Source organism: Mycolicibacterium rhodesiae, assembly GCF_002086695.1.
In the GTDB taxonomy this organism is placed as follows: Bacteria; Actinomycetota; Actinomycetes; order Mycobacteriales; family Mycobacteriaceae; genus Mycobacterium; species Mycobacterium rhodesiae.
In genome coordinates this window covers 517,643-531,383 of sequence record NZ_MVIH01000001.1, presented here as the reverse complement: position 1 = coordinate 531,383, position 13,741 = coordinate 517,643, and the positions used below count along the sequence as shown (strand labels likewise).

General features: G+C 68.1%; 10 protein-coding genes. 2 read left to right on the top strand and 8 right to left on the bottom strand.

Annotated features, from left to right (window positions below; all coding sequences use genetic code 11):
• Nucleotides 1-3: 3 nt before the first annotated feature.
• Both BST42_RS02575 and BST42_RS02570 read right to left on the bottom strand, forming a co-directional pair.
• Nucleotides 4-2,121: an LGFP repeat-containing protein gene (locus BST42_RS02575; RefSeq protein WP_083116969.1), complete on the bottom strand. Its 2,118-nt coding sequence runs from the start codon at nt 2,119-2,121 to the stop codon at nt 4-6.
• Nucleotides 2,122-2,341: 220 nt separating this feature from the next.
• Nucleotides 2,342-3,514 carry an acyl-CoA dehydrogenase family protein gene (locus BST42_RS02570; RefSeq protein WP_083116968.1) on the bottom strand — a complete coding sequence of 391 codons (1,173 nt, stop codon included), beginning with the start codon at nt 3,512-3,514 and terminating at the stop codon, nt 2,342-2,344.
• 138 nt (nt 3,515-3,652) lie between these two features.
• On the opposite strand from BST42_RS02570, the gene BST42_RS02565 reads away from it, so the two are divergent.
• Nucleotides 3,653-5,935, top strand: coding sequence for a molybdopterin-dependent oxidoreductase (locus tag BST42_RS02565; RefSeq protein ID WP_083116967.1), 2,283 nt, complete (start codon nt 3,653-3,655; stop codon nt 5,933-5,935).
• Between the two features lie 95 nt (nt 5,936-6,030).
• Entirely contained in the window at nt 6,031-7,455 is a 1,425-nt protein-coding gene (locus BST42_RS02560; protein ID WP_083116966.1) for a PE-PPE domain-containing protein, read from the top strand.
• On the opposite strand, the gene BST42_RS02555 is transcribed toward BST42_RS02560, so the two are convergent.
• From BST42_RS02555 to BST42_RS02530, 6 genes are all read right to left on the bottom strand, one after another.
• Nucleotides 7,452-8,609, bottom strand: a complete 1,158-nt coding sequence (locus tag BST42_RS02555) for a PE-PPE domain-containing protein (RefSeq protein WP_083116965.1) — start codon at nt 8,607-8,609, stop codon at nt 7,452-7,454. The two genes, BST42_RS02560 and BST42_RS02555, sit on opposite strands and share 4 nt — an antisense overlap.
• A gap of 137 nt (nt 8,610-8,746) precedes the next feature.
• Complete coding sequence (gene hflX / locus BST42_RS02550; RefSeq protein WP_083116964.1) at nt 8,747-10,150, bottom strand: GTPase HflX; 1,404 nt, start codon at nt 10,148-10,150, stop codon at nt 8,747-8,749.
• Nucleotides 10,151-10,222: 72 nt separating this feature from the next.
• Nucleotides 10,223-11,092: a diaminopimelate epimerase gene (gene dapF, locus BST42_RS02545; protein ID WP_083116963.1), complete on the bottom strand. Its 870-nt coding sequence runs from the start codon at nt 11,090-11,092 to the stop codon at nt 10,223-10,225.
• Nucleotides 11,093-11,107: 15 nt separating this feature from the next.
• A complete protein-coding gene (gene miaA / locus BST42_RS02540; protein ID WP_083117253.1) occupies nt 11,108-12,025 on the bottom strand; it encodes a tRNA (adenosine(37)-N6)-dimethylallyltransferase MiaA in 918 nt (305 codons plus the stop codon).
• Nucleotides 12,022-12,708, bottom strand: coding sequence for a class III extradiol ring-cleavage dioxygenase family protein (locus BST42_RS02535; protein WP_083116962.1), 687 nt, complete (start codon nt 12,706-12,708; stop codon nt 12,022-12,024). Before BST42_RS02535 ends, miaA begins: the two co-directional genes overlap by 4 nt.
• A 19-nt stretch (nt 12,709-12,727) precedes the next feature.
• Nucleotides 12,728-13,612 carry a DMT family transporter gene (locus BST42_RS02530; RefSeq protein WP_083116961.1) on the bottom strand — a complete coding sequence of 295 codons (885 nt, stop codon included), beginning with the start codon at nt 13,610-13,612 and terminating at the stop codon, nt 12,728-12,730.
• Nucleotides 13,613-13,741: the final 129 nt, after the last annotated feature.

Sequence of the window (13,741 nt, the reverse complement as noted above, 5' to 3'; positions counted from 1 at the left end):
GCCTCACTCCGCCTTGTGGAATCCGTTCGCCTGCGCGAGTTCCTCACTGGCGAACCACACTTCCGGCACCGTGTGGTCATAGAGCGCCGAGTCGGGGGTGTAGTACAGCCCCGAATGCGTGTTGGCCTTGACCACATAGCCTTCGGGCGCCTGATACGGATCCGAGAGCGGAAGGTGGATAGCCGGGCGATTGGCTGCGGCCTCGGCATGCACGTCGGACTGCAGGACTTCCGCCGGCTGCGTGGAGTCTTCTTCCTCGACGTCGACGACGTCGGGCTCGACCATTTCCTCCGGCGCCGGCTCGGGCTCCGGTGGGGCATCCGGTTCGGCGGCGCGACGCCGCCGCGGCGTACCGATCTCGCCCATGTCGAGGCGCCACATCGATTGCGACTCCCCGAGGTTCACCGCCGCATGGCGGCCCGAATCGCTCGACTCCTCGTCTTCGATGTCCTCGACCTCGGCGTACTCGAGTTCCGCGGGCACCTCGTCGGCTTCGTCGGCCTCGTATCCGCCGGTTTCGGCGGGAATGCGGGTCGGCGTTGTGTCGATGGAGTCCTGATCGCCGTCGAACACGTCCTCGGACCCGGGCTGCGACTTCTCGTCTTCCTCGGGCGCCCAGCCGAAGCCCGGCGCAGCGGCGACCACCGGCACGCCGCCGTCGGGATACGTCGAGAAGCGCGAGGCGGCGGCCGCGTCAGCCTCACCGGCGACCTCACTGGGCCAGTGATCGTCGTCGTAGTCCGAGTCCTCGAAGTCGTCGTCGATCTCCTCGGCACCGCTGCGGCGGCGCTGCAGCCACAGCACACCAAGCCCGATCACGGCGAGCAGCAACAGGACCGGGACGATGATCAGCAGCCACCACCAGTGGAACGTCAAGCCGCTACCGGACTTGGTACCCGCCGGGCCGGACTGCGGACCGGCGGCCGGAACCTGAACACCGGACAGCGAGCCGGCGAGCTCCGGCGGTTTGGTCGTGAACGTGTTGCTGGCCTTGTTCCAGGAGATTTCGCCACCGCTGAACTTTTGCGTCACGGTGTCGCCGTTGACGCTCTGCTCGCCGGTGGGCACGCCAAGCTTGCCGGTGGCCCCGCCCAGCTTGGTCCAGGCGGCGTTGATCGCGCCGCGCACCACGATCGCGCCGGTGTCGGGCGTCCAGAAGATCACCGGTTTGTCGGCGGCGCTGAAGGCGCTGACCCGGCTGTTGGGGGCGCCGCCGTCGGCTTCGGTCCCGGTCGGCAGGCCCAGGTCGCCGGTCGGACCGCCCTGCGCCTCGTACTTGGCCAGGATCGCGCCCGTCACCGCATGCGCACCGGTGGCCGGCGAGTAGAAGATCTTGCCGCCCGCGTAATCCTGGGCGGCGCCGTCGGCACCGATGGCCTGCTGGGCTCCTTGGCGGGCACCGAGCGGTCCCGCGAGACCCCCGGCGGCCCGCCAGGCCTGGTTGATCGCCGTCGTCGCGTCGCTGGGCACCTCGACACCGGCCAAGTTGCCTGCGAGCTCAGGCGGAACGGTGGTGAACGTCTTCGCGGCCGTGTCGTAGGAGATCTCGCCGCCGGTGAACTTCTGGCTGATCACAGTGCCGTTGAAGGTCTCGTCCCCGGTGGGGACGCCCATCGTGCCTGCCGAGCCGCCGAGCTTGTCCCACGCCGCGTTGATCGCGCCGCGTACCACCCACGCACCGGTGTCGGGCGTCCAGAAGATGGCCGGCTTGTCACTGGCACTGAACGTGCTGACCTGGCTGTCCGGGCCGACCAGACCCGCGACCGCGTCGATGGTGGGGAATCCGAGGTCGCTGTCGGCCGCCCCGCCGAGCGCCTGGTACTTGTCCAGGACCGCCCCGAAGAGCAGGTGGGCGCCGGTGGCCGGGGTGAAGAAGATCTTGCCGCCGCTGAAGTTCTGGGCGAATCCGTCGCCGATGGCGTAGACGTCGCCGTCCTTGGTGCCTACCGGAGAACCGTCGCCGCCCGCGGTCTCCCACGCCTGATTGATGGCGTCGCTCGCGTCGGTCTCGGGGCTCGCGATCGCCCCGGGCGCCCACAGCAGCGCGGCCGCAGCCGTCGCCAAGACGCCGAGCGCCATCCGCCCGACGCCTCTACTGAGACGACTTCCAAGCCTGGTCATGCACTCTCCCCGCAGTGTCGGTCAAGATGCTTCCCCTCATCCTCCGCGTCAACTGTGCTTCAGCACCTCACGACACGCGGCGTTTCTACGAGATAACCGACGCGTTGACGGGGGAAAACACCCGAAATCCCCAGGACAAACCGGGGCACGTGACCAGCGCCCGCCGCTTCGGCAGCCGAGTGACGGGGAACCAAACCGCAGTTCAGACCCGCTTGCGTGGTTAGACGCCCAGGCTGCGGCCGATGATCTCTTTCATGATCTCGGTGGTGCCGCCGTAAATCGTCTGCACGCGGGCATCCAGGTAGGCCTTGGCCACCGGATACTCGCGCATGTAGCCGTAACCGCCATGCAACTGCAGGCAGCGGTCGACGAGATGCACCTGCTTCTCGGTCGAGTACCACTTGGCCATCGAGGCCTGCTCTGCGGTCAGGTTGCCGTCGAGGTGCAGCCGGATGAACTCGTCGACCATGATACGGATGGCGGTCGCTTCGGTGGCCAGCTCGGCCAGCAGGAACCGGCTGTTCTGCTGGCTTCCGATCGGCTTTCCGAACGCCTTGCGCTCCTTGGCGTACTGCAGGGTCTGTTCGAGGACGCTTTCCATCGCGGCGGCCGCCATCACCGCGATGTTCAGGCGCTCCTGCGGCAGGTTCTGCATCAGGTAGATGAAGCCCTGGCCCTCCTCGCCGAGCAGGTTCTCGGCAGGGACCTTGACGTCGGTGAAGGACAGTTCGGCCGTGTCCTGGGCGTCCAGGCCGATCTTGTCCAGATGACGCCCGCGCTCGAAGCCCTCCATGCCGCGCTCGACGACCAGCAGCGAGAAACCCAGCGCACCCTTCTCGGGGTCGGTCTGCGCCACCACGATCACCAGATCGGCGTTGACGCCGTTGGTGATGAAGGTCTTCGAGCCGTTGAGCACGTAGTGATCGCCCTGCTTGACCGCGCGAGTCTTGATGCCCTGCAGATCACTACCGGTGCCCGGCTCGGTCATCGCGATCGCGGTGATGTACTCGCCGCTGCAGAACTTGGGCAGCCAACGCTGCTTCTGCTCCTCGGTGGTCAGCTCCAGCAGATACGGGGCGACGACGTCGTTGTGCAGGCCGAATCCGAGGCCGCTGTAGCGTCCGGCCGCGGTCTCCTCGGTCAGGATGACGTTGTAGCGGAAGTCCGCGTTGCCGCCGCCGCCGAATTCCTCCGGGACGGCCATCCCGAGGAAGCCCTGCTTGCCTGCCTCGAGCCACACCCCGCGATCGACGATCTTGTCCTTTTCCCACTGCTCGTGGAAAGGGGCGACGTGCCGCTCGAGGAACGACCGGTAGGCCTCACGGAACAGTTCGTGCTCGGGCTCGAACAGGGTCCGCTCGTACTTGACGGTTGCGTTCTTCTCGACAGCCATGACTTCCCTCCGGACGGCGCTGTGGGTTTGCAGACGAGAATAACCAACCGGATGGTTGGTCGTCACGGTGGCCCCGCGCGACGGCCGACGGATTCGCCAACGTCGCTGGTGGAAGCGTCGCCCGCCTAGACTCCTGACGTGCCCGACGCCCGCACCAGCCTCGCCCACTGGGGAGCGTTTCGCGCCGACGTCGCCGACGGCGAGATCACCTCGGTCAGCCCGTTTCCCGGCGATACCGACCCGTCTCCCCTGCTCGGCAACCTGCCCGGGTCGCTCCGACATTCGTCGCGGATCGCCACCCCCGCCGTCCGCCGCGGTTGGCTGCGCGACGGCCCCGGGCCCAGCAGCGCCCGCGGCGCCGACGAGTTCGTCGCGGTGGACTGGGGCGAGCTGACGGAGCTTCTCGCCGGCGAGTTACGCCGGGTGGTCGACACCTACGGCAACGAGGCGATCTACGGCGGGTCCTACGGCTGGGCCAGCGCGGGCCGGTTCCACCACGCCCAGAGCCAGGTGCACCGATTCCTGAAACTGCTTGGCGGATATACCTTTTCGCGCCACTCGTACAGCCTGGGGGCCACCGGCGTAATCATGCCTCGGGTGGTCGGCACCCACGACGACCTGTTCAAGCGGTCCACCGAATGGAATGTCATCGTCGAGCACACCGACCTGTTGGTCTGCTTCGGCGGCGTGAACCTGAAGAACACCGGGATCAACCACGGCGGCACCACCGGACACCCGGCCCGCGAAGCGCTGCACCGGTTCCGGGCGAACGGCGGACGGATCGTCTCGATCAGCCCGCTGCGCAGCGATGTCGACGGCGACTGCGAATGGCTGCCGGCCGTCCCCGGAACCGACGTCGCGATCATGCTGGCGCTTGCCTACGTGCTGGCCACCGCCAACCTCGCCGACCGCGCATTCCTCGACACCTACTGCACCGGCTACGAGCAGTTCGAAAAGTATCTGCTCGGCACCGAGGACGGCGTGCCGAAATCGCCGCAGTGGGCCACACAGATCTGCGGCATCGACGCCACAGTGCTCACCGAGCTGGCCACCAGGATGGCCGCGCAGCGCACGATCATCACCGTCAGCTGGTCACTTCAGCGCGTCCGACACGGCGAGCAGGCGCCCTGGATGGGCTTGACGCTGGCGGCCATGCTCGGCCAGATCGGCCTTCCCGGAGGCGGATTCGGCCACGGGTACGGCTCGATGAACGAACCCGGCCTGCCGCCGCTGCGACACCGGTTGCCGTCGCTGCCGCAGGGGCTCAACCCGGTCCGCACGTTCATCCCGGTCGCGGCGGTCAGCGACATGCTGCTGCACCCCGGTGAGACGTTCACCTACAACGGCCGCACCCTGACCTATCCCGACATCAGGTGCGTGTACTGGGCCGGCGGTAATCCCTTTCACCACCACCAGAACCTGCCCCGGCTACGTCGCGCGCTGGGCCGCGTCGACACCGTGGTGGTGCACGAGCCGTACTGGACGCCGATGGCCCGGCACGCCGATATCGTCGTGCCGTCCACCACCGCGTTTGAACGTGATGACTTTTCCGGGTCCCGCAACGACCCTCTGCTGGTGGCAATGCCCGCGCTGGCGCAGCCGTACGCCCAGTGCCGCGACGACTACACCACCTTCGCCGGGCTCGCCGAGCGACTGGGCTTCGGCGCGCAGTTCACGCAAGGCCGCACCGCCCGGCAGTGGCTGGAGCACATGTACGAAAAGTGGTCGGCAGAAATCGATTTCGCGGTCCCAGACTTCGATCAGTTCTGGGCCGACGGCGTGTTGCGGCTTCCGGTGGAGAGCGGGCTGACTCTGCTGGCCGACTTTCGCGCCGATCCACAGACGCATGCGCTGGCCACTCCGAGCGGCAAGATCGAGATCTTCTCCGACGACATCGCGGGCTTCGAGTATCCGGACTGCGCCGGTCACCCCCGCTGGTATGAACCTGTTGAGTGGCTGGGCGGCGAACGCGCCCAACGCTTTCCGCTTCACCTGATCGCCAACCAACCGGCCACCCGGCTGCACGGCCAACTCGACGGCGGCGCGGTCAGCCAGAATGCCAAAGTCCAGGGCCGCGAACCCATCCGGATGCATCCGTCCGACGCCGCGCCGCGGGGTCTGTCCGGCGGTGAGGTGGTGCGGGTGTTCAACGACCGGGGATCGTGCCTGGCCGGGGTGGTCATCGACGAGGCGCTGCGACCGCAGGTGGTGCAGCTGTCGACCGGCGCGTGGTACGACCCGCTGGATCCCACGGACCCGGATTCGATGTGCGTGCACGGTAACCCCAACGTACTGACCGACGACGTCGGCACCTCGTCGCTGGCTCGCGGCTGCACCGGCGCCGCCGTACTGGTGCAGGTGGAGAAGTTCGCCGGTCCGCTGCCGCCGGTACGGGCACACCAGCCCCCGGTCATCCGATGACCGATTTCTCAGCTTTTTCTCACATTCGAGCTACGGCATAAGTTCTGTCATGCCATGATCACAGCAATCTCGATATCGCCAAAGAAAGTTTGCTGATGCGTAAAAATCTCCGCACCGCCGCGCGCTCGGCGATGGTGGCCGCCCTGGCGCTGCTCGCCGCGACCGTTCTCGCAATAACCAGCACGATCACCTCGGCGATCAGCCTGGCGGCGGTGGCGCTGATCGTTCCCGGCACCGGCACCCCCGACCCGTCGGTGCCACCGCTCGGCACTAACTACATGCAAAACGCAGTGAATTACTACATTCAGCCGTTGGATCCAGCTTGCGCGACGGTCTGCACTCCCGCGCCGGTCCCCTACACCGCGCAGTTCTGGCCGTTCCCGTTCGCCGGCTGGGGCGGCCTCAACGGCGCCAAGTGGAACGTGTCGGTGGCCAGCGGCGTGCAGAGCCTCAACGATCAGATCGACGCGGTCGATCCCAGCGAGGACGTCGTGATCTTCGGCTACTCACAAGGCGCGACGGTCTCGAACATCGTCAAGCATCAGCTCGCCGACGCCAACGGCGGAGTCATCCCCGACCGGTACTCCTTCGTCCTGATCGGTGACCCTCAACGCCCGAACGGCGGCTTGTTCGAACGCCTGGCGTGGCTGGGCACGGTGCCGATCCTCGACGCGACCTTCGGTCAGCCGGCTCCCACCGACACCACGGTGCTGCCGACGGTGAACACCACCGACATCGCATTCCAGTACGACGGTGTCGCCGACTTCCCGGCCAACCCACTCAACCTGCTGGCTGACCTCAACGCGCTCGCCGGGTTCTGGTACATCCACGGCAACTACCTCTCGCCGCGGGGCACCCAGCCGTCGACCGAGCTCCCCTACGGCTACACGATTCCGGAACTCGAGCAGGCCATCGACTGCTCGCAGAGCCCGAAGAACTGCCAGACCTTCAACGACACGCTGTACATCACGATCCCGGCCAAGACGCTGCCGATCATGCAGCCGCTGCTGGACATCGGCGCCGCGACCGGCACCACCGCGATCATCAAGCCGTTCGTGGACCTGATCTCCCCGGTCACCCGCGTGCTGATCGAAACCGGTTACGACCGAAGCAATTACGGGCAGCCGACGCCGTTCACCATCTTCACGCCGATCAACCCGGTGAAGCTGAGCGTCGATCTCGCCAAGGCCGCCGTCCAGGGCATCCACGACGCACTCGGCGACCTCGGCGTGGCGGTTCCCGCGGCACCGTCCGCACCGGCCCCCTCTCCTGCGAGCACCCTGGTCGCTGCGGCCACCAGCGAGCCTGCCACCCAGAAGGCGGCCACCGAAACCGTGTCCAAGCCGGTGCAACGCAAGGCATCCGCCAAGCCCAGCCTCACGGCCAAGTCCGACAAGTCCAAGACCGGTAGCGAGGTCAAGAGCGCCGGCAAGCCGGCGAAGTCCGGCACCGCCAAGAGCGGAAGGCCCGCTGCGGCAAGCGCTTCCGGGCACGGCAGCTCGGCGAAGGACGCCGCTTAAGCCGCTGCTCGAGAAGAGCTTCCGGGGACCCGGCGCCCCGTTGCCCTACCTGACACACCCGAGTGTCCGGTGCCGTTCGTGGGTACGCGGGCCGATCTGAAACCCCCGCGCGGGCCGGCGATCCTCGGGCCGCGGCCGCCTGGCGCTGTCGTGGTCGCCGGAGGTTTGAGCACCAGCCGTCCGTGCGAGAAGTACGGTCCCGCTCCAGGGTTGAGCCTTGAATAGCCGGCATCGACGACGGGCTTGAGCGTCGAGTTCAGGAACTCGACGGCCTGTTTCGGCACACCGAGCTGTTGAAGCGGCTTCAGGAGAGGCAGCGTGGGCGCCGGAAGCATGTAGGTCGTGGTCGTTCCACCCAAGCTGCTGGTCACCTGCGACACCACCACCGCATCGGACGGCGTGGCCAGAGGCGTGGCGTCGTGAAAGTAGACCATTCCGGCCAGCGAGTTCGCCATGGCCAAAAGATTCCACGGCCGGTCGGGCGGATCGCCCCAGAAGTCGTACTGATGGAAGACGACGCTGACATCGTATTGGCTGTCCGCGAGATCGTGTGCGGTGTAATCCATCAGCGGGACCCAGGAACCCGCCCGAAGATAGATGTCAGCGAGGCCCAGCTCCGGGCTCGCATACATGGTGAAGGAAACCAGATCGGCCGGCGGCGCGTTCGGAGATGTTGCCAAATGCGCCAACTCGCGATTGACAACGAGAGTCCCTTCCGACAGCGCGGCGACCACTACGGGGTCGCCGCCGGCGACTGCACTCCTGATCTGGTCATCGAGCGAACCGCGCCCCGCGGCGACCGCGTCGTCAACGCCCGGCGCGACCAGACTGAAGCTCAGCAGACCCATGCTCGCCGGGTAGTCGACTACCTGGGCAGTGCTGCCGGGGAACCACTTCGCTCCGATCTGGTGATTCAGCAAGTCGTAGCCATCCAGAATCGACACCGGCGGCCCCGCGGCCTCAGGTGTTCCGAAAAAATACAGCCGACCCAGCGGTAGGTGGGTCACGGCGTCCGGGTAATAAAGCGGTCCCGCACCCGGAACGGTAATTCTGGTCTGAGCCTGCGCCCGGCCCGCCGAGCACACCCCGATGGCGGCGACCGCGGAAACCAGTACTGTGATCGCCGCCCCGCGCAGCAGTCGTAACCCCTTCATCCGATGCCCTCCCCGGCCCGGCGCACCTCACACTGGGTCAAGCCTGCTGCAGGCCGACGCAGGCCATCTAGAGCAATTGGGCATGTCCAAGAAGGCCATCGGCACTCGAACCACCGTGCCGCACCCAGGGACGCCGCTTAACTGCTGAACTCGCGCAGGCCTGCGGCCAGCGCGGCGGGCACCCGGGCTTTGAGGCGGGTGCCCGCTTCGGTGTGCTCGACCGCATCGACGTGCCCGTCGCTGTGCAGCCGCGCGACCAGATCACCCCGGTCATACGGGATCGTCACGTCGACGGTGATCTCCCGCGGCTCGACGAGCTCACCCAGCCGGGCGCGCAGCCGCGGCAATCCCTCACCGGTGTGCGCCGAGACGAAGACCGCACCGGGCAGCGCGCGACGCAGCTGTGCCAGCATCAGGTCGTCGGCCGCGTCGATCTTGTTGACCACCAACAACTCCGGGGCGGGCGGCGCGTGGTGGTCGTTCTGCACTTCGCGGATGACCTGACGGACCGCCTCGATCTGCGCCAACGGATTACTGTCGGAACCGTCGACCACGTGGACCAGCAGGTCAGCGTCGACCACTTCTTCCAGGGTGGAGCGGAACGCCTCGACCAGCTGGGTGGGCAGGTGCCGGACGAAGCCGACGGTGTCGGTCAGTACGAACGGCCGCCCGTCGTCGAATTCGCCTCGGCGAGTGGTGGGTTCGAGGGTGGCGAACAATGCGTTCTGCACCAGGACGCCGGCACCGGTCAGCGCGTTGAGAAGACTGGACTTGCCGGCGTTGGTGTAGCCGACGATCGCGATCGAGGCGGTGTCGCTGTGCAGCCGCCGGCTGCGCTGCGTGTCGCGGATCTGCTTCATGTCCTTGATCTCGCGGCGCAGCTTGGACATCCGTTCGCGGATACGACGCCGGTCGGTCTCGATCTTGGTCTCACCGGGGCCGCGGGTACCCACGCCGCCACCCGCACCACCGGCCCGGCCACCGGCCTGCCGCGACATCGATTCGCCCCAGCCGCGCAGCCGCGGCAGCATGTATTCCATCTGCGCGTACGCCACCTGCGCCTTGCCCTCCCGGCTGGTGGCGTGTTGGGCGAAGATGTCCAGGATCAGTGCGGTCCGGTCGATCACCTTCACTTTGACCACTTTTTCCAGCGCGTTGAGCTGGGCGGGGCTGAGCTCGCCATCGCAGATCACAGTGTCGGCGCCGGTCGCGATCACGATCTCGCGGAGTTCCTGCGCCTTACCGGAGCCGATGTAGGTGGAGGGGTCTGGCTTGTCGCGGCGCTGGATCAGCCCTTCGAGCACCTCGGAACCGGCGGTTTCGGCGAGGGCGGCCAGTTCGGCGAGGCTGGCCTCGGAGTCGGCGGCACTGCCCTCGGTCCACACCCCCACCAGGACGACCCGCTCCAGCCGCAGCTGGCGGTACTCGACCTCGGAGATATCGGTGAGTTCGGTGGACAGCCCGGCTACCCGCTTGAGGGCGGCGCGGTCTTCGAGCGCGAGTTCGCCGACGCTGGGGTCGGGAGCGTCAGCTTTTGTCATAGGCGTTTCTGTCATAAGCGGTAATCGATGGTGCCACGGGAGTCCAACGTCGTGCACCTGAATAACGTGCCGTCAGAGTTGGGCCGCCCACCAGTCGTCGGCGAGCTCGCCGTGCGCGACAAGGACCGAAGGGCCCCGCAACGAGCTCGAGGTGTGGCTGACCTCGACGGTGACCTCACCGCCGGGGATGCGGACTCGCAGCGTGCCCGTCGACAGATTGAGGTGAGCCAGGGCCGCGACCGCAGCGGCGACCGTTCCGGTTCCGCAGGAGCGTGTTTCGCCGACACCCCGTTCATGTACCCGCATGCTGACGGCTCCATCGCGAGCGATCGTCAGCACCTCGATGTTGACACCGTCCGGGAACTGGCCGCGGTCGAACAGTACCGGCGCGGCGACGTCGAGGTCGGCCAGCGCTTTTTCGGTGAGGTCGGGATCCAGGCAGGCCAGGTGCGGGTTCCCGACGTCGACGCCGACGCCGGTGAAGTGCCTGCCGCCGACGGTGGCCGTCCCGGTCCCGAGCAGGTTGACCTTGCCCATGTCGACGGTGACCTCGGCCGCCACAGCGTCGGCGCGGTGTACCACCACGGGGCGCGGCCCGGCCAGCGTGCCGACCACGAACTCGTCACGCTGCTCCAGGCCGCTGGCCCTCAGATAGTGCGCGAACACCCGGACCCCGTTACCGCACATCTGCGCGATGGAACCGTCGGCGTTGCGATAGTCCATGTACCAGTCGCCGCTGTCCACGCCCTCGGGCAGCCGGTCCAGTACACCGGCATCGACGACGGCCCCGGCCGTGGTGACCCGCAGCACGCCGTCGGCGCCCAGGCCCCGGCGTCGATCGCACAGCGCGGCGACGGCGGCGGGCGCCAGCTCCAGCTGAGCGGGCAGGTCGGGCAGCAGCACGAAATCGTTTTCGGTGCCGTGCCCCTTCGAGAAAATCATGCGAAGATCACCTGATCAGGATACGTCCCGCCACCGCGCGATCACCTGGTCGGCAAGCTCGGGGGCAGCACCGTCGAGCCAGTGGATGCGATGGTCGCGGCGAAACCACGACCGCTGCCTGCGCACATAGCGCCGGGTGCCGATGAAGGTCAGCTCGCGCGCCTGAGCCAGGTCCTCATCTGTAGCGCCGGCATCCAGCGCGGCGAGGACTTGGGCGTAGCCGATGGCGCGCGCGGCGGTCACGCCCTGCCGGAGTCCGGCGTCGAGCAGCGCGCGCACCTCGTCAACCAGACCGGACTCGAACATGAGGTCGGTGCGGCGCGCCAGGCGATCGTCGAGAATGCCTGTGTCCCAATCCAACCCGAAGATCACCGTGTCCCAGCGTGGCGCGCCGATCTGGGGCGCCGAGGCCGCGAACGGCTGGCCGGTCAGTTCGACCACCTCCAGCGCGCGCACGATCCGGCGACCGTCGGTGGCCAGGATCGACGCGGCGGCCGCCGGGTCGCGGCGGCCCAACTCGGCATGCAGCGCGGCCACGCCGATCTCGGCGAGCTGCTGCTCCCACCGAGCCCGCACCTGCGGATCGGTGGCCGGGAACGCCCAGTCGTCGAGCAGCGACTGGATGTAGAGCATCGAGCCGCCCACGATCACCGGCGGAACACCGCGGGCCGCGATGGCCTCGACGTCCGCGGCGGCGGCCTCCTGATAGCGCGCGACCGTCGCGGTCTGCGTCACGTCGAGGACGTCGAGCTGATGGTGCGGGATGCCGCGCCGTTCGTCGACGGTGAGCTTGGCGGTGCCGATGTCCATGCCGCGGTACTGCTGCATGGCGTCGGCGTTGACGATCTCCCCGCCGAGGCGTTCGGCGACGTCCAGCGCCAGCGCCGACTTCCCGGTGCCCGTCGGCCCGATGACGGCAATCGGTCTCGTCACGGCACCCACGTGCCGACGAAATAGCCAACCCCGTACGGCGCACCCCGCACGAGCTGCGTAGCCGAGCGGGGGCCGGGCTCGGTCAGTCCGGCCAGCACCTGGTAGGCGACCCGGCCGACGATGCTCTCGGGGAGCCCGGCGAGCGCAGCAGCGTCACCCGCGGCCAGCGCATCGTCGAGGGCGGCTTGCACGGCCGCCGCATCGGGGTCGTAGCCGCCGGGCGCGGGCGGGGTCAGTGTGTTGGCGCCGTCGGCGACCACCACGACACCAACGGGTCCGTCGGTGGCGTCGATCTCGGCGCGCAACGCGCGGCCGAATTCGTGTGCCGTGTCGGCGTCGTGGCCGGCGTCGTACACCCGGACCTGCGCTCGGGCCGCGGGGTTCGCCTGGTCCCGCAACCACCCGGTGAACAGCGCGCACAGCGGCAACCCCCGCACCTCCGGGACAGAGTCCGGCGACAGCGCGACAGGAACGTCCACCCCGAAGCCGGCGAAGGTGCCACGGGCGTCGGGCTCGATGGTCTGATCAGCCGGGCCGACGCCGATGGCGATCCACCGCTCGGGCAGCGCGGCGGCGGCCGTCAGCGCGGCGTCGCGAAATTCGGCGACCTCGGCGGCGGCCGCGCCGGCCAGTTCGGGGACCAGGACGGGCGCCGAGGGCGTCAGGACAACGGCGGACAGCACGCCCCCACGCTAGTGGCCGTCAGCCGGGCAGCGACTCGGCGGGATCCGGCACGGGCGCGGCCTCGGTGCGGGCCAACTCGACGGTGGCCGCGATCATCACGACGACAGCGATCACCAGAAACACCCACCCGGACCGGCCGGGGCGCAACATCTCCCCGAGGATGGCGACGCCGAGAACCGAGGCGACCAACGGCTCGCTGACCGTGACCGCCGGAAGCGACGCGGCCATCGACCCGGCCCGGAACGACGATTGCTGAATCGCCGTCGCCGCGATAGCCACCACCGCCCACACGTAGAGCTCGGGCAGCTTCAGCACCGCCACGATCCCGTCGTCGAGTTCGTCGACGACACCCTTCATCAGTACGGCGAACAACCCCCACAATGACCCCGCCACCAGCCCCAGCAACACCGCCGCCACCGGTTTGCCGCGAAATATCCTCGAGCCCAACAAACACAGCAGCAGTAGCGGACCGAGCGTGGCGACCACCCAACTCCACATCTCGAACCCGGCCCGGGCCTGCCCCTTGGACGGGTCGCCGACCGTGACGATCACGGCAACCGCGGCAGCCAGCAGGACCGCCCAGATCCACTGGTAGCGGGTGATCCGCCGTCCGGCGAAGCGCGCGCTCAGCGGCAACGCGAACAGCAGAGACGTCACGATCAGCGCCTGCACCAGCAGGACCGAGCCGAACCCCAGTGCGGCGGCCTGCAGCCCGAATCCGCCGGCGGCCACCAGGCTGCCCAGCCACCAGGTCTTGTCGCGGAGCAACTGCAGGAACAGCGCTATGGGACCGACCTGCTCGTCGGTGACGTCATGTGCGGAACGTTGCTGGATGACGTCACCGATGGCGATCAACAGCGCGGCCCCGAGGGCGAACAGGGTGGCGATGTCCGACCTGTGCATCACTGATCTCCTCGTGCTCGGGCAGTCAGCGTGCCCGCCGATTGCCGTCGTCCGCAACCTCAGACCAACCAACCCGGACGCACGGGCCGCATCGACCTGGTTCAATACGAACCAGGACGGCGGCCGCGA